Here is a 23,897-nt window from a genome sequence, read left to right on the forward strand (position 1 = left end):
CTGGCCAGGTAGGCGTTGAGGCTGGCGACCGAGCCTTCGAGTACCAGCGTGGCAGTGCCGCTGCCGGTGACGGTCACGCCGCCGCCCGTCGCCGCGGTCAGCGTGCCGGTGGGCACGCTCAAGGTCACGCGCACGGTGCTGCTGCCGGCATCCACGTCGGCCACCTGCAGGCCGGTCAGGCCCACGGCCGTGTCCTCGGTGCCAGAGAAGCTCGCGGGCAGGGTGTTGACCGGCGCATCGTTCACCGGCGTCACGGTGAGCGTGAGCGTCGAGGTGGCGGTGGCCGCACCGTCGCTGACCGTGTACGTGGCCACGGGCGGCGCGCCGTTGTAGTTGAGCGCGGGCGTGAAGGTGTAGCTGCCGTTGGCGTTGACGACCAGCGTGCCCACGCCCGCGATCGTGGCGGTCTGGCCGGCCGTGAAGGTGCTGCCGTTCACCACGAACTGCGTCACCGTCAGCGTGTCGCCGTCGATGTCGGTGTCGTTGGCCAGCACGTTGCCGGTGATCGGCGTGTCCTCCGCGCCGGTGCCTGTGTCGGCCACGGCCACCGGCACGTCGTTGACCGGCGTCAGGTTGAAGGCGAAGGTGTTCGGCGAGGCGTCGGTGTCCACGCCGCCGTTGGCCGTGCCGCCGTTGTCGACCACCTGGAAGGTGAAGCTGCCGATCCCGTTGCCGTTGAGGTTGGCCGTGGGCGTGAAGGTCAATTGCGCGAGGCTGCCCACGGCGATGCGTTGGCCCGCGACCACGGCCACGCCGTTGAGGCGCAGCACGCCCTGCGATGCGGGCGGCAGCGTCGTGACGATGACGGCCTGCAGCGTGTTGGGCGGGGTGTCCAGCGGGTCGGTGATCGGGAAGTCGGCGGCCGAGAAGGTGTAGACCGCGTCTTCGGCCAGCGTCACCGTGCGGTCGGCGCCCGCGGGGGCGTCGTTGACCGCGGTGAAGCTGATGGTGGAGGTGTCGCTGTCGGTGAGCGCGCCGCCGCTGCCGGTGTTGCCGAGGTCGCTGGTCAACATCGTCAGCGTGACGCTGGCGGTGGCATTGGCCACGGGCAGGTAGTTGGGCCGCGATGCGCTGGCCAGGTAGGCGTTGAGGCTGGCGACCGAGCCTTCGAGTACCAGCGTGGCGGTGCCGCTGCCGGTGACGGTCACGCCGCCGCCCGTGGCCGCGGTCAGGGTGCCGGTGGGCACGCTCAAGGTCACGCGCACGGTGCTGCTGCCGGCATCCACGTCACTGACCTGAAGGCCGGTCAGGCCCACGGCCGTGTCCTCGGTGCCAGAGAAGTTCGCGGGCAGGGTGTTGACCGGCGCATCGTTCACCGGCGTGACGTTCACGGTCGAGGCGATGCCGTTCGAAGCGGCACTGCCGTCGTTCACCGTGTAGGTCACGGTTCGCGCGGCCGCCGAGGGCGCCTCCGAGCTGTTGCTGTACTGCACCGCGCGAAGGGCCGCCTGCCATTGGGCGAGCGTCGCCGTGCCGCCGGCCGAGCTCAGCGTGATCACGCCGGTGGCCGCGTTGTACGTGCCGGCGATGTTGCCCATGGTGGCCGGCACGTTGGTGAAGCTCAGCACGTCCTGCCCCGGCACGAAGTTGCCGGTGATCGCGACCGTGGCGCTCGCCAGCGTCGCGTTGTCGAGGTCGGCCACGGTGATGGCCGTGTTGATGGCCGTCGCCGCGCCGTTCTCGGTGTAGGTGATGCTCGATCCGGTCGCGAGCGTCGGCGCGTCGTTCACCGCCGTCACGGTGACGGTCGACGTGACGGTGTTCGACGCGGCCGCGCCGTCGTTGACGGTGTAGCTCACCGTGCGGGCCGCGGTCGACGGGTTGTCGGAGGTGTTGCTGTACTGCACGGCCCGCAGCGCGGCCTGCCACTGCGCGACGGTGGCGGTGTTGCCGGCCGAGCTCAGCGTGAGCACGCCGGTGGCCGCGTTGTAGGCGGCCGTGATGTTGCCCATGGTGGCCGGCACGTTGGTGAAGCCCAGCACGTCCTGCCCGGCTGCGAAGCCGCCGGTGATCGCGACCGTCGCGCTGGCCAGCGTGGCGTTGTCCACGTCCGAGACCGTGATGGCCGTGTTGATGGCCGTCGCCGCGCCGTTCTCGGTGTAGGCGAGCGTCGAGCCGGTAGCCACCACCGGCGCGTCGTTCACCGGCACCACCGTGATGTACGAGTGCGCGGTGTTCGAGGTGAAGCCGCCGTCGCTCACGGTGACCGTGATGTCGCGCACCGGCGAGGCCAGCGGGTTCTGCAGCGTGCTCTCGAAGGTGATGGCCTCGATGGTGTCGGCGTACACCGCCTTGGTGGCCGCGCCGCTCAGGGCGATGGTGGTCACGCCGCCGCTCACCGTCACGGTGTAGCTGAGGCCGTTGAGGGTGCCCGTCGAGCCGTTGGCGAGCGCCACGCCGCCGATGCGCAGCAGGTCGCCGGCCTGGCCGTTGGTCAGCACGATCTGCGCCGACGTCATGTTGGTCGAGTCGCTGTCGATCACCGACGAGTTCGGGTTCGCGATCGACACCGCCGCGCCGTCTTCGGTGAAAGTGGCGTTCCAGTCGCGGCCCGCCGTGGTGTCGGTATAGGTCAGCACGCGCACGTTGTCGATCGACACGTCGTCGCCCGACACGAGCAGGATGTTCGGCGGCGAGAACCCGAACACCAGCGCGCCCGTGTCGGCCACCGTGTTCGGCAGGTTGATCGTGATGTCGGTGTAGGACCATGCACCGAAGGTGCTGCTCGCGATGACGGTGGGCGAGCCGGTGGCGCCGTTCGAATACGCGACGGTCGCGATGTTGGGGCCGACGTTCGAGCGGCCGGTGGTGACGGTGGCGTACACCACGCCGCCCACGCTCACGGTGAAGGTGGTCGGCACCTCGGAGTCGATCAGCGGGTTGTTCCAGCCGAAGCCGAACACGATCTGCGCCGCGCCGTTGGTGCCGGGTCCGTTCTGCAGGCCCGACAGGTTGGCCTGGGTCAGCGTGCCCGAGATGGAGTCGTTGTCCCACCGCACCACGTTGTTCGCGTAGATGGTCGAGCCGGTCGAGGTCCAGCCGGTGATGCCGCCCGTGAAGCCGCCGTTGGTGACGATGTCGTTGGTCGTGGTGCCCGAGTTGAGGTCGACGACCGGCGGCACCTTGTCGTAGGCGAAGTCGATCGCCAGGTTCGACGCGCCGATGGTCGCCAGCGACACGGCCCGCGTCACGGCGCCGTTGGTGGGCGCGCTGCCGCCCAGCACGCCGCCGGTGTCGGTCACGCGCACCACGTAGGCCCCCGGCAGCACGCCGGTGAAGAGGTAGTTGCCGCCGGCGCCCGTGGTGTCGGTGGCGAGCACGCGCTCGCCGAGGTCGGCCACGCCGTTGCCGTTGACGTCGTCGACCAGCTGCACGGTGACGTTGGCGATGCCGGTGTCGCCCACGCCGAAGGCGCCGTCGCCGTTGTTGTCGTCGAAGATGCGGTCGCCGATGCTGCCGGTGGCCGGCACCGCACCGGCGCCGTCGGCCACCGTGCCGCTGATGGCGGTGCTGCCGTTGGTCGTCACGTTCACAGTCGACACCACGGCGCCGGTCAGCGGGTTGATGTTCTGGATGGTGGTGCCACCCAGCGCGTAGATGCCGCCGTTGGTGCCCGCCGACAGCTGGATCGAGGTGGAGGCGTAGGTGGTGTTCGTGAGCTGGGCGCCGCTGGTCAGGTCGTAGCGCACTAAGGAACGCGTGCCGCCGTCGTTGCTGCCGGTGCTGATCAGCGCGTTGTTGGCGACGTCGACCGCCAGGTCGCCCCAGTCCGCACCGCCCGACACCGCACTCACGAACACCGAAGTGCCGGTGACCGTGCGCCCGTCGGCCGAGAAGTTGAGCCGGTAAATGCGGTCGGCGCCGCCGGTGCCCGTGACGTTCTCGACCCCCAGGTACATCGCGCCGTTCGAGAACGCCGCGCCGCCGCCGCTCACGCCCTGGTTGCCCGCCACCACCACGCTGCCGGCGTCGGTGATGTCGTTGTCGATGAGGATGTGCGTGTTGTTGACGAAGTCGTAGGCGAACATGGCGCGCGAGCTCGTCGACGCGCCGTCGAAGTAATAGATGAGCCCGGCCGCGGCGTTGATCGACAGCGCGTTGACCGTGCCGCCGACCGCCACACCGCCCACCGACGTGGGCACGCTGGTCAGCACCGTCGCACGGCCGGTCGTGACGTCGATGCTCACGATGTCGCGCCCGTACACGCCCAGCACCGCGCCGTTGCCGGTGTTGACGGCCGCGTCGAGCGTGTGCTCGTACAGCGCCTGGGCCCGCTCGTCGACGATGGCGGCGCTCTCGATCGTGCCCACCTGGTATTCGAGTTGCCAGTTGCCGCCCAGGCGTTCGGCGCCCGTCGCATCCGTGGACGCCGCCACGTCGGCGCCGGTCAGCCGCGCGAGGTTGCCGGTGAAGGCTTCGCCCAGCGTGCCGGCGGCCGTGTCGCAGCCGTACAGCAGGATGTCGCCATCGGCGTCGAGCGCCGCGCCGATCACCGCCAGGTCGGCCGAGCGCGCCGCGAGCGCGGCGCTGTCGTAGGTGGCGTTGCCCAGGTGCAGTTCGCCGGGATCGCCGTGCGAGATGACGTGGATCGCGTCGACGTCGCTGCGCCCGCGCAAGGCATCGGCCACCTGCGCCAGGCCGTCGGAGCCGCCGTCGATGAACACCACCTCGGCCCGCGGGTCGATGCCGCACAGCAGCACGCCGGGGTCCTCGACGCTGCGGTCGATGAAGACGATCTGCGTGCCGGTGTTGTCCTGCGCGGGGTGCAAGGCCGCCAGCGCGTCGGCGAGCGCCGTGCCGCCCGGCCCGTTCAGTTCGGTCGTCGGGCCGGCCCACGCATCCATGTGCGGGCCCGTGTCGTGCGCCGCCTCGAACCCGCTGCCGTCGGCGAACGCGGCGGCGGGCGGTGGCGGCGGTGCCTGCCGGGCTGCGTCGGCGATGGCCGCATCGGCTTGCTGCGCTGCGGCCTGCGCCGCCAGCACGTCGGCCGCCGTCGCGACCGCGGCGGCGTCGAACATGAACCGGGCTTCGAGCGCGAGCGCCCGCAGGCCGGCGCGCGCAGGCGCCATCGGCTGACAAAAATTACGGTCCCCTTGAATACCTTTTGATTCTTTTTGAGCCATATTTGCAACCCGGATGTCTGAATTTGACGACTGGCAAGCGCGAGTGCAACTGAGCAATAGCCGCAATGGCAGCGGTCAATTGCGATGCAGCCGAAACACTAATGGACGTTTACGCCGTTTCGGCACGTGCGGATGATCGCCCCGGGAAATTTCCAAACGGAGGGCGCTCGCTGCCGACAGCGTCCTATTGAACCCAATTGCAATTGGATGTATTGGCGCAATGCCGACGTTGATACCTATTTATTAAGCTGAATCATTTAATCCCAGACGCGCATTTGGCGTGGTATTCATGGCGCTTCGGTCGAATTGCGAGGCGTCCATCGCATTGATGAGCGCGAGCCCGAGGCTCGCCCCGCCGTCGCCTGCATGGCATCATGGCCCGCCACCTGTGTGAATCACCACTCACCTCCGGGGATGCAGCGACATGGCCGAGCCGCCTTCCAACGGTGCTGTCGAACAGGCCTTCCTGTTCGGACCCTTCCGCCTCCTGCCTGCGCAGCAGTTGCTGCTGGAAGGCAGTGCCCCGGTGCGCGTGGGCAGCCGCGCGCTCGAGATCCTCAACGCCCTGGTCGAGCGGCCCGGCGAGCTGGTGCCCAAGAACGAACTGATGGCACGCGCCTGGCCGCGCACGGTGGTCGAGGAAAGCAACCTCAAGGTGACCGTGGCGGCGCTGCGCCGCGCGCTGGGCGACGGCCGGGCGGGCCAGCGCTACGTGATCAACATCCCCGGCCGCGGCTACCGCTTCGTCGCGCCCGTGCTGCGCATGGATGCCGGCGAAAGCGGCACCCAAGGGCTGCCCGCGGGCGACAGCAATCTGCCCTACGGCGCCACGCGTGTCTTCGGCCGCGCCGATGTCGTCGCCGCGCTGGCGGCCCAGCTGCCGCAGCGCCGTTTCGTGTCGATCGTCGGGCCGGGCGGCATCGGCAAGACCACCGTCGCGATCGCGGTCGCCGAGGCCCTGGGCGGGCAGTGCGAGCACGGCGCGCATTTCGTCGACCTGGCGCCGCTGCTCGACGCGCGCTTCGTGCCCATGGCCATCGCCAAGGCGCTGGGCCTGGCGATCCATTCGGGCGACGCGCTGCCCATCGTGCTCGGCGCGCTGCGCGACCGCCGCATGCTGATCGTGCTCGACAGCTGCGAGCACGTGCTGCACGCGACGGCGGCCTGGATCGAGCAGATCCTGGCCGCGGCGCCCGGCGTGCTGGTGCTCACCACCACCCGCGAGCCGCTGCGCGCACGCGCGGAAACGGTGCACCGGCTGGCGGCGCTGGGTGCACCGCCCGCGTCCGACCGGTTGACGGCCGGCGACGCGCTCGCCTTTCCGGCGGTCGAGCTCTTCGTCGAGCGCGCCTCGGCCTGCCTGGAGAGCTTCGCCATGTCGGATGCCGATGCGTCCGTCGTGGCCGACATCTGCCGCAAGCTCGAAGGCATTCCGCTGGCCATCGAGCTGACGGCCACGCGCGCCGATGCCTTCACGCTGCGCGAGCTGTCGGCCCTGCTGGACAACCGTTTCCGGCTGCTCGCGCTCGACCGGCGCGGCGCCTCGTCCCGGCACCGCAGCCTGAGCGCGGCGCTCGACTGGAGCCACGAGCTGCTGCAGGACGGCGAGCGCACGGTGTTGCGCCGGCTCTCCGTCTTCGCGGGCACCTTCGCGCTCGCTTCGGCCGAGGCGGTGGCCGGCGGCGACGCCGACGTGGCGCTGGCGCTCGAAGGCCTGGTCGCCAAGTCGCTGGTGTGCGCCGACGTGAGCGGCGTGGCCGTCCGCTACCGGCTGCTGGACACCATGCGCGCCTATGCGGCGCAGAAGCTGTCGGAAAGCGGCGAGCTGGCCGACCTGCGCCAGCGGCACGCACGCCACCTGCTGGACGTGCTGACGCGCGCGGAACTCGAGTCGCACCAGCGCCGCGGCGCCGACTGGACCGACGAGCATGCGCCCCGCATCGACGACGTGCGCGGCGCGCTCGCCTGGGCCTTCTCGGTCGAGGGCAAGCTCGCGCTCGGCATCCAGCTCACCATCGCTGCGATTCCGCTGTGGACCCAGCTCTCGCTGCTGGACGAATGCCGCGTCAATGTCGAGCGGGCACTGGCCTCCGAGTGCCCCGGCCATCCGCTCGACGCCTCCGGCCGCATGAAGCTGTGCGCGGCGCTGGGCCAGGCGCTGCTCTACACCCAGGGCCCCCAGGCCAGGACCGACGCACTGCTCAAGGAGGCGCTGGCCATCGCCGACGAGGCGGGCGACGTGCGCTACCAGCTGCGCATGCTGTGGGCCCTGCCGGTGTACCTGGTCTTCGCCGGCCAGAACCGCGCGGCGCTCGGCTACCTGCGCCGGCTGCGCACCCTGGCCCGCCGCAACGGCGACAGCGCCGACGAGCTCAGCGCCGAGCGGCTGATCGCCACCGCGCTCCACTACTTCGGCCGCCATTCGAGCGCGCGCCGGCGGCTCGACGTGGCGCTGGCGCGCCGCATCGGGCCGGTTCAGCAGTCGCACATCTCGCGCTTCCAGTTCGACCAGCGCGGCGCCGCGCGGGGCACGCTGGCCAACCTGCTGTGGCTGCAGGGCTTCGCCGAGCAGGCCGAGCGAATGGCCGCGCTGGCGGTCGACGACGCGCTGGAGTCGCACCATCCGCTGTCGCTGTGCAGCACGCTCGGCAACACCAGCTTTCCCATCGCCTTCTGCATGGGCGACCTGGAGGCGGCCGAGCGGCACCTGCGCCGCCTGCGCGAACACCTGGAGCGCAATGCGCTGGAGGTCTGGCGTTCGCGCGCCGACTTCCTCGAAAGCATGCTGATGTCCGAGCGCGGCGACCCGGGCGGTGCCGACCGCATGGCCGATGCGCTGCTGCAGCTGCAGGCATCGGGCTTTCTTCTGCGGCGCTCGTATTTCCTCTGCGCGCTGGCGCGGGGCCTGTCGCTGGCCGGGCGGCACCCGCAGGCGCGTGCGACGCTCGACGGCGCGATCGCCTGGTGCGGGCACACGGGCGAGCACTGGTACCTGCCCGAGGTGTTGCGGCTCAAGGGCGAGCTGGTGCGCGGGGCCGGCGGCGGCGCGGCGCTGCGCGAGGCCGAGACGCTGTATCGGCAGTCGCTGGGCATGGCGCAAGGGCAGGGCGCGCTCGCCTGGTCCTTGCGCTCGGCGACCAGCCTGGCCGAGCTGTGCATCGACCTCGGCCGGCACGACGAAGCCGCCGAGTTGCTCGATGCGGTGCTGCTGCAGTTCACCGAAGGTTTCGAGACCGCCGACCTGTTCAAGGCCGGCGAACTTGCGTCACGCCTGCGCATCGCCAACGCCGCATGAGGCCTTGCGCCTTCAATTGCTCGACATCCCCCGGCTGCGAATGAACTGCGACTCGCGCGCGTAGCGCTCGCGCAGGAAGGCGCCGAACACGGTCGACGACGCGCCGTGCACGGCCGTGACGCCGGCCTTGTCGAAGCGCGCCTGCAGGTCGGCGTCGGCCATGCACTGCGCGATCACGGTCTCGTATTTCGCGACGACGGCGGGCGGCAGGCCGGCCGGGCCGACGATGCCGTACCAGATGGTGATGTCGAGCGCCGGCAGGCCCAGCTGGTGGTAGGTCGGCACGTCCGGCAGCGCGGGCAGGCGCGTGGGCCAGGCCACGGCGAGCGCCTTCATCCGGCCGGCTTCGATATAGGGCAGCAGCAGGGCCGGGCTGTCGCTCATGAAGTCGACGCGGCCGGCGGCCAGGTCGGCCGCCGTCGCCGCCGAGCCGCGGTAGGGCACGGCCACCATCGTTCCGTCGAGTTCGTGGTTCAGGTGTTCGAGCACCAGGTGCCCGAGCGTGCAGTTGCCGGGAATGCCGTAATGCCTCGGTTCCGCCCGCTGGCGCGCCAGCTCGCGGAAGGCCGCGAAATCGGCTGCCAGTCCGGGGCGGGCCGCCAGGATGGTGGGCATGTCGGCCACCATCGCGATCGGCGTGAAGCTCTTGATCGGGTCGTAGCGCAGGTTCGGGTTGCAGCCCGGCCCCACGACGTGCGTCGACACGGCCGCGATGCCGATGGTGTAGCCGTCGGGCGCCGCGGCGGCGATGGCCTCGGCGCCCAGTGCACCCCCGGCCCCCGCGCGGTTGTCGACCACCACGGGCTGCTGCAGCCGCTGCGACATCTGCTCAGCCAGGATGCGCGCCACCGCATCGGCCGCGGCGCCCGGCGCGAAGGGCAGCACCAGCCGGATGGCGCGGGTCGGGAACTCGCGCTCCTGCGAGTGCGCGGGCGACGCGGACGCGCACAAGGCAACGAGGAAGGCGCAGAGGAATCGAATCGTCATCGTGGGTTGGCCGCAGGGGCCGATGTTCATCGTGCGTCGTCGCGCATGCAAGCGCTTTGCCAGCCCGTCCGGAACACCACCATCTTGCGGCTGCTCATGTCGCGCATGGTCCAGGGAATGCCGCCGGTGCCGTAGCCCGATTCGCGGCGTCCCGCGAAGGGCATCCAGTCGGTGCGGAAGGCCGTGTGGTCGTTCACCATCACCGCCGATGCGTCGAGCCGTTCGGCCGCGTGGAGCGCCGCGTTCAGGTCGTTGGTGAAGATGCTGGCCTGGAAGGCGGTCGGCAGGCCGTTGGCCGCGGCGATGGCCTGCCCCAGGTCGTCGAACGCATGCACGCAGGTCGTCGGCCCGAAGACTTCGAGCGACGACACCTTCGCGTCCGGCGGCGGCTCCACCAGGATGGACGGTCGCAGCGTGGTCGGGCTCAGGCGCCCGCCACCCACCAGCGTGGCGCCCGAGGCCACCGCCTCGCCGATCCATTGCTCGACGCGCGTGGCCTCCTCGGGCGATATGAGCGGGCCCAGCTCGGTCTCTTCGAGCGCCGGATCGCCGGTGCGCAGCGCCAGCACGCGCGCGGCGAAGCGTTCGAGAAAGTCGTCGCGCAGGCTGCGGTGCACGAAGATGCGCTGCGTCGACACGCACACCTGCCCCGCGTGGTAGTAGCTGCCCTTGGCCAGCGGTTCCAGCAGCCGGCCGAGGTCGGCCGAGCGATCGACGATGCAGGGCGCGGCACCGCCATGCTCCAGCGCGCATCGCGTGCCCGGCGGCAGCTTCGAGCGCAGGTGCCAGCCCACCCGTGCCGAGCCGATGAAGCTCAGGAAGGCCACGCGCCGATCGGTCGCCAGCGCCTCGGCCAACGCCGTGTCGCTCGACAGGAACACCTGGCACCAGCCCTCCGGCAGCCCGGCTTGTTCGAGCAGGTCCGCGAGTTCGAGGCAGCTCAGCGGCGTGGCCGGCGCCGGCTTCACGATCACGGGGCAGCCGACCGCGACGGCCGGCACCACCTGGTGCACGATCAGGTTCAGCGGATGGTTGAAGGCCGAGATCGCGACCACCACGCCGATCGGTTCGTGGAAGGTGAAGGCGCGCCGGTCGGCGCTGGCCGCCGTCAGGCCCATCGGGATCTCGTGCCCACCCTCGGTGCGCATCACGTCCACCGCGTTGCGCACACCGTCGACGGCGCGGTCGACTTCCACGAGCGCGTCCACCAGAGGCTTGCCGCCTTCCAGCGAGATCTGCCGCGCCAGGTGCACGCGCTTGCCCTCCAGCAGCGGCACCAGCCGCCGCAGGATGCCCATGCGTTCGTGCGGCGGCAGCCATTGGCTGCGATCGGCATGCAGCCGTGCCGCGAGCGCGAGCTTGCGCTGCAGCGACGCGGCATCGTCTTCCGGCAGCTCGGCAATGCTCGCGCGGTCGAAGGCCCTGCGGACGATGATCATGGCTCGGCCCTCCTCGTTGATGCGGTCGCATTCGCTGGCATCGCATGGGCGGGTCGGCCACGGGTGCCCGCTGGACGATAGCCCGGATTCGCGGCGCCGCCGTGCGCCTCCGGGTGCAGCCTTCTCTCATCCCTTGTGACGAGCGCCGCATCGGCGCAATGGCGGTGGGCCGTGCCGTTCGAAGTGTCGAAGACAGCGCTCGAACGCAGGTCGATAGTGGGGCGCACAACAAGGATCGAAGAGGCCCCACGCATGTCGTACAAGCTCAGCATCAACGGCCGCACGCACGTGGTCGACGTCGAAGGCGACACCCCCTTGCTCTGGGTGCTGCGCGACGTCGTCGGTTTGACGGGCACCAAGTTCGGCTGCGGCATGGCGCTGTGCGGTGCCTGCACGGTGCACCTCGACGGCAATCCGACGCGGTCGTGCTCGACGGCGGTCGAATCGGTGGGCCGTGCCGCCATCTCGACCATCGAGGCCGTGATCAGGACGCAGGTGGGCCGGCGCATCCAGGCTGCATGGCTCGCGCAGGACGTGCCCCAGTGCGGCTACTGCCAGTCGGGCCAGATCATGTCGGCCTGCGCGCTGCTGCGGCAGGTGCCGAAGCCGAGCGCCGCCGACATCGATGCGGCGATGTCGGGCAACCTGTGCCGTTGCGGCACCTACCCGCGCATCCGTTCGGCCATCGCGCTGGCCGCCGCGGGCGGCTCGGCCAGGAGTTGAGCGATGGCCCTGCACGAGAACGACACATCGCCCGGCGCCGGGCTTTCACGGCGCGGCTTCATGACGGTGACGCTGGGCACGGGTGGCGCGCTGGTGGCCGCCTTCCATCTGCCCGCGAAGAAGGCGCTCGCGCAGGGCAGCGGCGCCAGGGAGTTCGCGCCCAACGTCTACGTGCGCATCGCGCCGAGCGGCGCGGTCACCTTCGTCAACCCCTTCGTCGAGATGGGGCAGGGCTCGTTCACGGCCGTGCCGATGATGCTGGCCGAAGAGCTGGACATCGATCTCTCGTCCGTCACCGTCGAGCAGGCGCCTGCCGACGAGAAGCGCTACGGCAATCCGATCCTGGGCCTGCAGGTGACCGGTGCGTCGTGCTCCATCCAGGGCGCGTGGAAGGCGGTGCGCGGGGCCGGTGCCACCTGTCGCGCGATGCTCGTCGCGGCGGCCGCGCAGGCGTGGAAAGTCGGCCCCGGCGATTGCCGCACGAGCCGCGGCAAGGTCATCCACACGGGCAGCGGCCGCGAGCGCAGCTACGGATCGCTGATCGCGTTGGCCGCCACGCTGCCGGTGCCGACAGACGTGCCGGTGAAGAACCCCAAGGACTACAAGCTGGTCGGCACGCCGGCCAAGCGCACCGACTCGCGCTCCAAGACCGACGGCAGCGCGCGCTTCGGCATCGACATGCGCCTGCCGGGCATGAAGGTGGCCGCCATCCGGCACTGCCCGGTGCTCGGCGGCAAGGTGCGCAAGGTCGGCGATGCCAAGGCGCTGGCCGTGAAGGGCGTTCGGCAGGTCGTCGCGGGCGACGACATCGTGGCGGTGATCGCCGACCACTACGGCGCGGCGCGCAAGGGCCTGGCGGCGCTGGAGATCGAATGGGACGAGGGCGCGAACGCTGCGTTTTCCACTGCGTCCTGGGAATCGTCGGTGCGCGGCGCACTCAAGCAGAAGGGCCTGGTTTCCACCAACGAAGGCGACTTCGCGGCCGCGCGCAGCGGTGCGGCGCGCGTCATCGAGGCCGAATACGGCGCGCCGACCATGCTGCATGCGCCGCTGGAGCCGATGAACTGCACCATCCACGTGCGCGGCAATGCCTGCGAGGTGTGGCTGGGCACGCAGTCGCCGGTGAAGGTGCAGCAGTCCATCCACCGCGCGACGGGCATTCCGGTCGAGAACGTGCAGGTGCACAACTTCCTGATCGGCGGCGGCTTCGGCCGGCGGCTCGACGCGGAATACGTCGAGCAGGCCGCCAAGATCGCGAAGCAGGTGTCGTTTCCGCTGAAGGTGATCTACAGCCGCGAAGAGGACATCCGTCACGGCAGCTTCCGCCCGCTGTACTGCGACGAACTCGCCGCCACGCTCGACGCATCGGGCACCGTCACCGGCTTCAGCCACCGGCTCGCGGGCTCGGCGGTCATCGCGCGCTTCTCGCCGCCGTGGATACCCGCGAACGGTGTCGACCCCGATGCGGTCGACGCGGCCGACGGGCCGTTCTCGATACCCGTCAAGTACGTCGAGTACGTGCCGATCGAGCCGCCGCCGGGCGTCATGACGGCCTTCTGGCGCGGCGTCGGGCCCGGGCACAACGGCTGGGTCATCGACAGCTTCATGGACGAAGTCGCGGTGGCCACGCGGGCCGATCCGGTGGCGTTTCGCGTGGCGCACCTGGGCAAGAACCCGCGTGCCAAGGCGGTGCTCGAACGTGCGGCCAGCCAGGCCGGCTGGGGCCGCGCGCTGCCGCCGCGCTCGGGCATGGGCGTCGCCGTGCTCACGGCCTGGGGCAGCCACATCGCGCTCGTCGTGCAGCTGCGGGTGGCCGATGACGGCACCGTGGAGGTGCAGCGCATGACCTCGGCCGTCGACTGCGGCGTGGTCATCAATCCCGATTCGGTGGTCGCGCAGATGGAGGGCGGTCACATCTTCGGCCTGACGGCGGCCCTGTACGGGCAGGTGACCATCGACAAGGGGCAGGTGCAGCAGAGCAACTTCCACAACTACCAGTTGCTGCGCATCGACCAGACGCCGGCCATCGACGTCAGCATCGTCAGGACCGACAACGACCCGGGCGGCGTCGGCGAGATCGGCTGCGCGATCGTGATCCCGGCGTTCGTCAACGCGCTGCATGCCGCGACCGGCAAGCGCTTCCGCAACTACCCCGTTCCCGCGAAGGAGCTGATGGCATGAGCGTCCTCACGCAATCCATTCCGGGCGCCGCCGCCGGCCTGCGCGCGCTGGCCGTCGCGGCGGCGGTGCTGTCGTGCGCCGCCGGTGCGCCCGCACAGAACGTCGCGCCGCTGCGCAGCGTGCAGAGTTTCGATTCGATCGCCAACACGCAGGAGCGCTCGCGTGCGCTCTTCGTCGAGGCCGGCCGGGTCATCCAGAGCCCGCGCTGCCTCAACTGCCACCCGACCGGCGACCGGCCTTTCCAGGGCCAGGGCACCGAATTGCGGCTGCACGTGCCGAACGTCACGCGCGGCAAGGACGGCAAGGGTGCGCCGGCCTTGCGCTGCACCAGCTGCCACCAGGCCAAGAACAACGACGCCTCGGGCGTGCCGGGCCATCCGATGTGGCACCTGGCGCCGCTCGAGATGGGCTGGGTGGGCGTGTCGCTCGGCGGCATCTGCGAACAGATCAAGGACCCGAAGCGCAACGGCAAGAGGAGCCTGGCGCAGATCCACGAACACATGACGCACGATCCGCTGGTGGGATGGGGCTGGCTGCCGGGTGCGCACCGCGAGCCTGCACCGGGCACGCAGGCGGAGTTCGGGGCGCTGATCGATGCGTGGATCAAGACCGGTGCGGTTTGCCCGGGGTGACCGGTTCCCTGGGCCCCGCCTTGTTCCCTCTCCCTCTGGGAGAGGGAGAAAGACATCAACTCCAGCCTCTGCCGACGGACGAGGGAGCAAGAGCGGCGTCGCACAAGGATGCCGACGTGAGCCCGCGCCGAACCGCGATCGCCACCGCCTCGGTTCGCGCACCCGCGCCCACCTTGCTCAAGATGGCCCGCACATGCGCCTTCACCGTGGCATCGGCGATGCCCAGTGCGATCGAGATGCGCCGGTTGGTGGCGCCGGTGGCCATGGCGCGCAGGACTTCCATCTCGCGCACGGTCAACGCGTCGCGCATCAGGCAGTCGGCCAGCTTCAACGCCAGCTCGCTCGACACGTAGCGAGCGCCGGCATGGACCGTGCGCACCGCATCGACGAGCTGCGCCGGCTTGCACTTCTGCAGCAGGTAGCCATGCACGCCGGCTTCCATCGCGACGCGCACGTCCCATTCGCGGTCGAGGTGGGTCAGCACGAGGATGCGGGGCGGCGGCCGTTCGGTGCTACGTGGACCGCTGCCGGCCATCTGCATGGCAGTGGCGTGGTCGGCGACGACGAGTGCGCAGTCGCGCGCGGCGCCATCGGCGGTGCCGCGCCGCGCCTCCTGCTCACCGGCCAGCGACGCGCTGATGCCATCGCACTCGCCCAGAATGGCTGCGACGCCGGCGCTGACGATGGCATCTTCGTGAACGACCGTGACGTGGATCGGGTTGCGCATCGACATCGTTCCTTCTTCGCTCAGGTTCCCAGGCATTGATGCAGCATCGCGACCACCGCGGCGCCCTCGCCGATGGCGCCGCCCACGCGCTTGACCGAGCCGGAGCGCACGTCGCCCACCGCGAAGACGCCCGGCACGCTGGTTTCCAGCGCGCGCGGGATGGGCCGGCCGGCCGCGGCGGCGTCGGCGCCGGTCAGCACGAAGCCGTGTGCGTCGAGGTCGACGCCGCACCCTTCGAGCCAGCCGGTCTCCGGGTCGGCGCCGATGAATAGAAAGAGGTTGCGGATGTCGCAGTCCCACAGGTGGCCGTCGCGCCGGTCGCGCCATTGGGCGCTGGCCAGCGCGCCCGCCGCGTCGGTGCGCAGCGCATGCAGCTCGGTGTGGGCCAGCACCTCGATGTTGGCGGTGTTGGCGATGCGGTCGACCAGGTAGCGCGACATGGTGGCCGACAGGCTCGGGCCGCGCACCAGCATGTAGACGCGCTCGGCATGCTGCGCCAGGTACACCGCGGCCTGGCCTGCCGAGTTGCCGCCGCCGACCATGGCCACCTCGGCATTCGCGCACAGGGCTGCCTCGGTCGCCGAGGCCCAGTACCAGACGCCGCGGCCTTCGAGCTCGGCCAGTCCGGCCAGGGGCGGTCGCCGGTAGCGCGCGCCGCTGGCGATGACGATGGCGCGCGAGCGCAGCCAGCAGCCGTCGGCCAGCTGCACGCGCAGGCTCTGCGAGGGATCGTCGCGCGAGCAGTCGAGCAGGCGCGCCTCGACCGGGATCATCACTTCGGCGCCGAACTTCTGCGCCTGCACCCAGGCCCGCCCGGTCAGTGCCTCGCCGGTGATGCCGGTGGGAAAGCCCAGGTAGTTCTCGATGCGGGTGCTGGCGCCGGCCTGGCCGCCGAAGTGCCGGCTGTCGATGACGGCGACCTTCAGGCCCTCGGAGGCCGCATACACCGCCGCCGCCAGCCCGGCAGGGCCGGCGCCGATGATCAGCGTGTCGAAGGCCTCGTCGCGCTCGCGCGTGTCGACCATGCCGATCAGGTGCGCCAGCTGAGATTCGCTGGGGTTGCGCAGCACGGTGCCGTCGGGCCGGATCACCAGCGCATCGTCCTGCGAGGCGCCGTACTGCTCCATCAGCGCGCAGGTGGCCTCGCAGTCGCAGGGCGCCACCAGCTGGTGCGGCTGGGCGTTGCGGCGCAGGAAAGCCAGCAGCCGCTGGACCTGCGGCGAGGCGGCCGCACCCACCACCACCGGGCCGCTGGCGCCCGCCTCGATCAGCAGCATGCGGCGCAGGATCAGCGCGCGCATGATGCGCTCGCCGAGTTCGGCCTCGCCGATGATCAGCGCGCGCAGCCGCTCGGTGGGGATCAGCAGGGCGTCCACCGCCTCGACCACTTCGGCGTCGGTCAGCGAGGCGGCGTTGCCCAGTTGCCCGACCTCGCCCATGAACTCGCCGGCCCGGTGCTCGACCAGGCGGATCGGCGTGCCGAGCCCGGTGCGCTGGTTGACCACCACACAGCCCGACAGCAGCACGAAAAGCCCCGGCGAGGGCTGGCCCGCCACCTTGAGGAAGGAGCCCGGCTCATAGTGCCGGCGCTCGGAAAAGCGCGCCATGCGTTCGATGTCGCCGGCCGGCAGCGGCGGGGGAAACATCTGTCGGCGGCGTTCTGCCGCCATCGAATCTGCGCGTGGGTTGCTCATGCAGGCCTCCGTCAGCCGGCACCGATGGAGGCCACACCTTAAGCGGCATGGGCCGCGCGTCAAAGTTAAACGCGGTAAATCGCGGCAAGGGGCCGTCGGCGAAACGCGCTTCACCACGCATAACCACGCTTAACCGCGGCCCCGCCCCGCGTGGCGATGCCCGGGGCTATCGTCCTTGCCGGCGTTCACCCTCGCCGGGCCGTCCGGCAACTTTTCCGAGGAGCGAGTCATGAAGCACGTGCTGTTCATCGTCACGAACACGGCGGTCATCGGGCCGAACAAGCGGCCCACGGGCTTCTTCTTCGCCGAGATCGCGCATCCCTTCGAGGTGTTCGACAAGGCCGGCGTGGCGGTCGAATTCGTCACGCCGCTGGGCGGCAAGCCGCCCGAGGACGCCTACGACGAGAAGGACCCGGCCCAGAAGGCCTTCAAGGAGAGCAGCGCCTACCGCCGCATGGCGCGCAGCCGCAAGCTGTCGGAGGTGGACGTGCTGGACTACGACGCCATCTTCTTCCCCGGCGGCCTGGGCCCGATGGCCGACATCGCGACCGACGCGGACGTGAAGAAGGCGGTGGTGCGCGCCTGGAACGGCGGCAAGATCGTCTCGGCCGTGTGCCACGGGCCGGTGGCCTTCTACGGCGCGAAGCTCGACGACGGCACGCCCTTCGTCCGCGGCCACCGGCTGACTTCGTTCTCGAACGCGGAGGAGGAGGGCTACGCCAAGGCCGACGTTCCCTTCATGCTCGAGAGCGCGCTGGTCGACGAAGGCGCGCTGCACGAATCGGCCGGCCAGTGGCAGCCCAAGGTGGTGGTCGACGGGCGCCTCATGACCGGCCAGAACCCGGCCTCGGGCGGGCCGCTCGCGAAGGAAGTGGTGGCGGCGCTGCAGAAGACGGCCGGCTGAGCGGCGGGGCTCCACCGCCGGGCGATGCCCGAACGAGGCCCTCTGCCAGGGCCTGCGTGCGCTTTGCACCCCTGGTGGAACGCGGCTATGCTCCGACGCGGAAGGAGTGGCCGTGACCGATCCCTGCGTACCTCACGTTCGTACCGAGTCGAGCAGCTTCGACGCCGGTGAGCGCTTCGATCGCTGGCGCAACGGCATCGCCGGCACCTTCAACGTGTCGGTGCCGCCCGGCACCCGGGCCGAGGACTTCAACTTCGACATCTCCTTCTGGCAATTCGGCAAGCTGCTGCTCAGCGACTCGCACTTCGGCCCGCGCCTGCAGACACGCACGCAGCGCAACATCCGCGGCGACCACCTCGACCACTACCGCTTCATCCTCCAGACCGAAGGCGTGCTGCGCAACGATGCGGACGGCGTGCGGCACCAGGTCGGCCCCGGCGAGATCCTCGTCTCGGACATGGCGCGCGAAGAAAGCTACGAATGCGACGCCGGCGCCAACATCGTGGTGTTCGTGCCGCGTGAACTGCTCGACGAGGCCTTGCCGCGTGCCTTCGACCTGCACGGCTTCAAGCCGCGCGGCGCTTCCGCGAACATGCTGGCGGACCACCTGCGCAGCCTGGTGCGCATCTCGTCGATGGTCAGCGTGCAGCAGGCGCCGGCGCTGACCCAGGCCACCGTCAACCTGCTGGCGGCCAGCGTGCTGCCCTCGTCCGTCAACATCGACCATGCCAGGCCCGTGGCCGACAGCACCCTGCTGCGGCAGGTCTGCCGCTACATCGACCTGCACCTGACCGAGCCGGACCTGTCGGCCGACGGCATCGCGGCCTTCTTCAAGATGTCGCGCACCACGCTGTACCGCATGCTCGAGCCGATGGGCGGCGTGGGTCACTACGTCAGGGAGCGCCGTCTCGCGCGCGTGCACGCGTTGCTCGAAAGCGCCACCAGCCGCATCTACCTGGGCCGCGTGGCCGAGGACCACGGCTTCAAGAGCGCCACGCACTTCAGCCGGGCCTTTCGCGAGCAGTTCGGCTATGCGCCGAACGAGGTGCGGCGGCGCGTCGCGCAGGCCGTGCCGGGGAGTGTCCAGCCCTCGCTGGCGGGCGCGGGATTCGAGCCGTGGATTCGCACCTTGCGCGATTGAGCCCGGGGCCCTCGCGCCGCAGCGCCTGCACGGCGCTGGCCGGGTGGCTGGTCGCCGCAGCCGGCTCACGCGTCCACGCGCAGAGCGACTGGCCGCGCCGCCCCGTCCACATCGTCTGCCAGTACGCGGCGGGCGGCGTGTCCGACCGGCTCGCGCGGCTCGTGGCCCAGCAGCTGCAAGCCCTGTGGAACCAGCCCGTGGTGGTGGACAACCGCACCGGTGCGGGCGGCATCATCGCGACGGACTTCGTGGCCAAGAGCGCGGCCGACGGCTACACGGTGCTGATCACGATCCCCGCGCCGATCACGTCGTACCTGGCCTTGTACCGGCGCCTGCCCTACGACGCGCGCACCGACCTTCGCCTGGTCTCGGACATCGCGACGCCGCGCACGCTGCTGGTCACGAACGCGCGTGTTCCGGCGAGCAGCTTCGCGGAGCTGGTGGCGTACTTGAAGAAGGCGCCGCGACCCGTGGGTTTCGGTTCGTGGGGTGCGGGCACCATCGGGCACCAGACCCAGGCCTACATGGACCGCGCGCATGGCACCCGCACCGTGCACGTGCCTTATCGCGGCGAAAGCCTGATGCTGACGGACCTGCTCGCCGGCACCATCGAACTGGCCGTGGCCTCGCAGACCAGCGTGCAGCAGCACGTCGCCGCGGGTCAACTGCGTGCGATCGCCGCGAACGGAACGCGCAGGATCGCCGCGCTGCCGAACGTGCCGACGTTCGAGGAGCAGGGCTTCGGGGATGCCGTGTACAGGCTCGAGGGGCCGATATCGCTGGCGGTGCCGGTGCGCACGCCGATCGACATCGTCGAGCGCATGTCGCGCGACGTGGTCGGTGTGCTGTCGACGAGCGCCGTGCGGGCGCAGGTCGTCGAGCTGGGCGCGGAGCCCATCGGCAACTCGGCGGCCGAGGCCGACGCCAACTGGCGCAGGGCGCTGCCGCTGTGGATCGAGTTGGCGCAGGGCACGGGCGTGGCGCTCGACGCGACGCCCTGACGGGCGGCCCGAACGCTATCGGCCCGTGCGCCGAGCCGGGCCGCGATTACTTGGCGCCCGGGGAGTCGGGCGTGCCGCCTTGCGTCGACGGTGCATGGCCCGGATGGCGCTGGTCGCGGGTGCGGGCGAGCTGCTCGCCGCGCTGGCCGGCACGATCGGCGCCGATGTTGTCGTTGACCGCGCTGGTCAGTTCGTCGCCGCCGGCCGCACGGACCTGGCCCATCGGACGCGACTGGCGCGCGGCATCGGCAGCGAGTTGCGGCTTGGAGTCGAGGACCGGTGCGCGCTGTTCGGAGGCGTCGGAGTTCTGTGCCATGGCGTGGCCGGCGGCGATGGCGAGAAGGGAGCAGATCAGGAGCTTGTTCATGATGAAGTTCGATGGGTAGGTTGAAGGTGGGTGAATCGTTGAGCGGAACTTGCTGCAACGGAATCGATTGTTCCGGCGCAGGGCCTCGATCTGTTGCTTGCCAGTCCCAGTTCTCGATCGTCCGTTTCATGCGCATGCGGGGTCGAAGATCGGACGACGGGGCCAGTCTTCGGACGTGCAGACCACTGCGGCGGCGCACTCGGACGCACACTTTCTTCATCGTCACTTGCAAGAGAAACCGGAAGGAAAGCTGCAATGAAAACCGCGATGAAAACCGAACAACGAGAGGCCGCTCGGCCATCGACGAGCGAGCCCGTCGACGTGCCTTGGCACATGGACAACCCATTCCTCAGTGGCAACTACAAGCCGGTGCTTCGCGAGACCGATGCGCGTGACCTGAAGGTCGCAGCGGGCCACATCCCCGAGGACTTGCGCGGCGTCTACATGCGCAACGGCCCGAACCCGATGTTCCGACCGATCCACTACGCGTACCCGCTCGACGGCGACGGCATGATCCACGCGGTGTATCTCGACGGCGGCAAGGCGCGCTACCGCAATCGCTTCGTCGACACGGCATCGCTGGCCGTCGAACGCCGCGCCGGCCGCGCCGTCTACGGCAGTTTCACGCATCCGGAACCCATCGACCCGGCGCTGTTTCTCGACGGCGAGAACACCGCGCCGATCAAGAACGGGGCCTTCGTGAACATCATCCGGCACGGCGAGCACCTGCTCGCGCTCAACGAGGCCACCATCTGCTACGAGATGAACGAAGCACTCGACACGCTGGGGCCGTGGACGGCGGGCACCGCGCAGCCAGTTCGCCTGGGCGCGCACAACAAGCGCCACCCGCGCACCGGCGACCTCCACGCGATCCAGTACACGTGGCGCGAGCCGATCGTGAAGTTCCACCGCTTCAGCCCTGCGGGCCTCTTGATGGACACGCTGTCGCTCGACCTGCCGATGCCCACGATGGTCCACGACTTCGTGCTGACCGAGCGCCATCTGGTGCTGATCGCCGGGCCGGCCGTGTTCGACGTCGAGGCGATGCAGGCCGGCCGGTCGATGCTGCAGTGGCGGCCCGACCTGGGCATGCGCATCGCCATCGTGCCGCTGGACGGCGCGGCGCCGACCTGGATCGAGGGCGACCCCTTCTTCGTCTACCACTTCGCCAACGGCTTCGAGCGCAGTGGGCAGATCGTCGTCGACTACGTGCACTACGAGAAATTCAGCTTCGAGGCAGGGCAGCGCTCGACGCTTCGCCGCATGACGATCGACCCCGTGCAGCGCCGCTTCGACACCGCCTCGCTGCTCGACGAAGACACCGAGTTCCCGCGCATCAACCACCTGCACGAAGCGCTGGCGACCCGGTATGTCTACCTGCCCGTGGCGAGCGGGAACAATGCCACGGGCGGCTTCGATGCGCTCGCGCGGGTCGACACGGAGACCGGCGCCGTGACGAAGCACGACTTCGGCCGCCTCGCCATCGGCGAGGCCGCCTTCGTGCCGCGGCCGGGCGGCACGCGCGAAGACGACGGCTACCTGGCGACCTTCGCCTACGACGCGGAGCGCGACGCGAGCAGCTTCGTGCTGCTCGATGCAGGCCGCATCGACGACGAGCCCGTGGCGGTCGTCGAACTGCCGCAGCGTGTGCCGTATGGCCTGCATGGCAACTGGATCGCCGGAACGCGAGCACTGCCGTAGCATGCGCGCATGACATACCAGACAGGACTCTTCGACGGCAAGGTGGCCCTGGTGGCCGGCGGCACGCAAGGCATCGGTGCCGTCATCGCCAACCACCTGGCTGCGCTCGGTGCGCAGGTCACGGCGCTCGGCCGCGGCAAGGGCGACGGCACGCTCGATGCGGCGGTGCGCGTGCGCAAGGCCGATGTCGGTGCGCAGGGGAGCGTCGAGGCGGCCATCGCCGACATGGCGCGGCTCGACATCGTCTTCAACTGCGCCGGCATCCTGCAGCGCGGCCAGGAGCACGACCCGGCGGTCTTCGAGAAGGTGCTGGGGGTCAACCTGACCGGCACGCTGCGCGTGTGCAGCGCGACGCGCGAACGCCTGAAGGCCACCCAGGGCTGCATCGTCAACACGGCCTCGATGCTCAGCTTCTTCGGCGGCGGGCTGGTGCCGGGCTATGCGGCCAGCAAGGGCGGCGTGGCGCAGCTCACCAAGTCGCTGGCCATCGCCTATGCGCCCGACCGGATTCGCGTCAACGCGGTGGCGCCAGGCTGGATCGCGACGCCGATGACGCAGGCGCTGCAGGACGACCCGGTGCGCTCCGGCACGATTCTTGGCCGCACGCCGATGGGCCGCTGGGGCACGCCCGACGACGTGGCGCGCGCGGCGGTGTTCCTGTGCACGCCGGCGGCTGCGTTCATGACCGGGGTGGTCATGCCGGTGGATGGCGGCTACATGGTGAGCTGAGCGCAGCGGCTCGGTCAGAGTCGCTTGCGATAGAAGATGCGGTCGTACCCGCTTTGAGGCCGGCGGTCGTACTCGACGTAGCCGACCTTCGGATACAGCACCTGGTTCTCGGTCATCTTGGAATTGGTACACAGGTAGAGCGATGCGAAGCCCCGCGCGCGGGCCTCGGCCTCCGCGAACTCGAGCAAGGCGCGGCCGACGCCCGTTCCCCGCATCGCCGGCGACGACGCGACCGTGTCGACGTAGAAGCCGTCTTCGGTCTCGTACAGCACAAGAACACCTGCCAGTTCGCCATCGAGTTCCGCGACCCACACCTTTCCCTCGGCGGTGAGTGCCGGGTAGTCAGCGAGCATCGGCGCGGGGGGCCTGCCGATGCGTTCGATGTAGGGTTCAAAGGCCGCGTCGACGCACGCGGCAACAGCAGCGACTTCGCCGTCACGCGCGGGCCGGACCCGCGGCGTAGCGGCCGGCTCGTTCTCCCCGACGGGTTGGGGTCGCGTCCACGACGGGCCGGGCGGGGCGGACGTCGTATCGAGTTGAACGACACCGCCGTTGGTCGGCGTGGCGCTCTCGTGATAGATGTCGTGGAGGTACTGGGCCAACGCCTCGTGCGGAAGCTCCGAGGGAATGGCAAGTTCGGCCGGCCGACGCTTGCCGTCGTCGCCGAGCAGGAAGGCGTGCCAGCGGTTGCCTTGTCGCTCGATGGCCATCAACTGGCCGAATACCTTGAACAGGGTTCGCATGAATGGCGCTTTGGGTGGGTTGGGGCGCGTTGCCGGACCGTCGAAGCATTGTCTATCGGTCATCTTCGGCGTGCCATCCCATTCCCGCCATCCAACACTCGCCGGGCGCGCCTCCCGCGAAAGTTGCTCTTGCGGCGTCACCTTAAGCGCTACATCTGTGCTGAAAAATGACAGCGTGCGAACTTTCTTCCAGACTGGTGTGCAGTAGGGGTTCGTTCCTATGATCCGCGCCCACCGATGAGCTGAGCTTCATCGGATTGCGCCGCCGCCAGCCAGATCTTGCGGCAAGAAGATCAACGAACCCAGGGATTTCCATGTCATGCCACCCACGGCGCGCACGCGCCGTGCGCGCGATCTGCTCCGCGCTTCAAACGTCATTGCTCGCACTGCCCGCCTCGGCCGGCACCCTCCGGACCGAGTTTGACGCAGCCGGCCGGCCGAGCGCCATCACCGATGGCTCGGGCCAGGTGACCCGCATCCAGCGCGACGCCATCAGCCGCCCCACCCGCA

17 protein-coding genes are annotated in these 23,897 nt (G+C 70.1%); 10 read left to right on the forward strand and 7 right to left on the reverse strand.

Annotation, left to right across the window (positions count from 1 at the left end; all coding sequences use genetic code 11):
• A partial coding sequence (locus B0W80_RS29680) for a DUF4347 domain-containing protein (RefSeq protein WP_077002754.1) occupies positions 1-5,069 on the reverse strand: 5,069 nt, incomplete at its 3' end.
• Positions 5,070-5,547: 478 nt separating this feature from the next.
• Between B0W80_RS29680 and B0W80_RS29685 the strand changes: the two genes are divergently transcribed.
• Entirely contained in the window at positions 5,548-8,418 is a 2,871-nt protein-coding gene (locus B0W80_RS29685) for a winged helix-turn-helix domain-containing protein (RefSeq protein ID WP_077002755.1), read from the forward strand.
• A gap of 12 nt (positions 8,419-8,430) precedes the next feature.
• Here the strand turns inward: B0W80_RS29685 and B0W80_RS29690 are convergent, their stop codons facing one another.
• Both B0W80_RS29690 and B0W80_RS29695 read right to left on the reverse strand, forming a co-directional pair.
• Entirely contained in the window at positions 8,431-9,405 is a 975-nt protein-coding gene (locus B0W80_RS29690; RefSeq protein ID WP_077002768.1) for a tripartite tricarboxylate transporter substrate-binding protein, read from the reverse strand.
• 26 nt (positions 9,406-9,431) lie between these two features.
• Complete coding sequence (locus tag B0W80_RS29695; RefSeq protein ID WP_077002756.1) at positions 9,432-10,844, reverse strand: aldehyde dehydrogenase family protein; 1,413 nt, start codon at positions 10,842-10,844, stop codon at positions 9,432-9,434.
• 252 nt (positions 10,845-11,096) lie between these two features.
• Here B0W80_RS29695 and B0W80_RS29700 point away from each other — a divergent pair, with 252 nt between their 5' ends.
• The 3 genes from B0W80_RS29700 to B0W80_RS29710 are packed head-to-tail and all read left to right on the forward strand — an operon-like array spanning position 11,097 to position 14,380.
• Complete coding sequence (locus B0W80_RS29700; protein ID WP_077002757.1) at positions 11,097-11,567, forward strand: (2Fe-2S)-binding protein; 471 nt, start codon at positions 11,097-11,099, stop codon at positions 11,565-11,567.
• Positions 11,568-11,570: 3 nt separating this feature from the next.
• On the forward strand, positions 11,571-13,748 hold the full coding sequence (locus tag B0W80_RS29705) for a molybdopterin cofactor-binding domain-containing protein (RefSeq protein ID WP_077002758.1): 2,178 nt from the start codon (positions 11,571-11,573) through the stop codon (positions 13,746-13,748).
• The gene (locus tag B0W80_RS29710; protein ID WP_077002759.1) at positions 13,745-14,380 is read left to right on the forward strand and encodes an Isoquinoline 1-oxidoreductase subunit; all 636 of its coding nucleotides are present in this window, start codon (positions 13,745-13,747) and stop codon (positions 14,378-14,380) included. The genes B0W80_RS29705 and B0W80_RS29710 overlap by 4 nt, the downstream gene beginning before the upstream one ends.
• Positions 14,381-14,435: 55 nt before the next feature.
• On the opposite strand, the gene B0W80_RS29715 is transcribed toward B0W80_RS29710, so the two are convergent.
• Together B0W80_RS29715 and B0W80_RS29720 are read right to left on the reverse strand one after the other, a co-directional pair.
• Positions 14,436-15,107: a response regulator transcription factor gene (locus B0W80_RS29715; protein ID WP_077002760.1), complete on the reverse strand. Its 672-nt coding sequence runs from the start codon at positions 15,105-15,107 to the stop codon at positions 14,436-14,438.
• Between the two features lie 20 nt (positions 15,108-15,127).
• The gene (locus tag B0W80_RS29720; protein ID WP_077002761.1) at positions 15,128-16,801 is read right to left on the reverse strand and encodes a cyclic nucleotide-binding domain-containing thioredoxin-disulfide reductase; all 1,674 of its coding nucleotides are present in this window, start codon (positions 16,799-16,801) and stop codon (positions 15,128-15,130) included.
• Positions 16,802-17,030: 229 nt separating this feature from the next.
• Here B0W80_RS29720 and B0W80_RS29725 point away from each other — a divergent pair, with 229 nt between their 5' ends.
• The 3 genes from B0W80_RS29725 to B0W80_RS29735 all read left to right on the forward strand — a co-directional run bounded on the left by B0W80_RS29725 (position 17,031) and on the right by B0W80_RS29735 (position 19,847).
• On the forward strand, positions 17,031-17,705 hold the full coding sequence (locus B0W80_RS29725; protein ID WP_077002762.1) for a type 1 glutamine amidotransferase domain-containing protein: 675 nt from the start codon (positions 17,031-17,033) through the stop codon (positions 17,703-17,705).
• 112 nt (positions 17,706-17,817) lie between these two features.
• Entirely contained in the window at positions 17,818-18,846 is a 1,029-nt protein-coding gene (locus B0W80_RS29730) for a helix-turn-helix domain-containing protein (RefSeq protein WP_143684834.1), read from the forward strand.
• Positions 18,822-19,847 (forward strand): tripartite tricarboxylate transporter substrate binding protein, encoded by a 1,026-nt coding sequence (locus B0W80_RS29735; protein WP_077002764.1) that lies wholly within the window; start codon positions 18,822-18,824, stop codon positions 19,845-19,847. The genes B0W80_RS29730 and B0W80_RS29735 overlap by 25 nt, the downstream gene beginning before the upstream one ends.
• Positions 19,848-19,893: 46 nt before the next feature.
• On the opposite strand, the gene B0W80_RS29740 is transcribed toward B0W80_RS29735, so the two are convergent.
• Positions 19,894-20,214 (reverse strand): hypothetical protein, encoded by a 321-nt coding sequence (locus tag B0W80_RS29740; RefSeq protein WP_077002765.1) that lies wholly within the window; start codon positions 20,212-20,214, stop codon positions 19,894-19,896.
• 333 nt (positions 20,215-20,547) lie between these two features.
• Here B0W80_RS29740 and B0W80_RS29745 point away from each other — a divergent pair, with 333 nt between their 5' ends.
• Both B0W80_RS29745 and B0W80_RS29750 read left to right on the forward strand, forming a co-directional pair.
• Positions 20,548-21,915, forward strand: a complete 1,368-nt coding sequence (locus B0W80_RS29745) for a carotenoid oxygenase family protein (RefSeq protein ID WP_179107053.1) — start codon at positions 20,548-20,550, stop codon at positions 21,913-21,915.
• Positions 21,916-21,924: 9 nt separating this feature from the next.
• Positions 21,925-22,644 carry an SDR family NAD(P)-dependent oxidoreductase gene (locus B0W80_RS29750; RefSeq protein WP_077002767.1) on the forward strand — a complete coding sequence of 240 codons (720 nt, stop codon included), beginning with the start codon at positions 21,925-21,927 and terminating at the stop codon, positions 22,642-22,644.
• Between the two features lie 14 nt (positions 22,645-22,658).
• Here B0W80_RS29750 and B0W80_RS36550 read toward each other — a convergent pair whose 3' ends face one another.
• Positions 22,659-23,387, reverse strand: coding sequence for a GNAT family N-acetyltransferase (locus B0W80_RS36550; RefSeq protein WP_218668967.1), 729 nt, complete (start codon positions 23,385-23,387; stop codon positions 22,659-22,661).
• Positions 23,388-23,701: 314 nt separating this feature from the next.
• On the opposite strand from B0W80_RS36550, the gene B0W80_RS35200 reads away from it, so the two are divergent.
• Positions 23,702-23,897: RHS repeat domain-containing protein (locus B0W80_RS35200; protein ID WP_143684835.1), on the forward strand; the 196-nt coding region annotated here is incomplete at its 3' end.

It is taken from the genome of Variovorax sp. KK3 (genome assembly GCF_001984055.1).
Lineage (GTDB): Bacteria > Pseudomonadota > Gammaproteobacteria > Burkholderiales > Burkholderiaceae_C > Variovorax.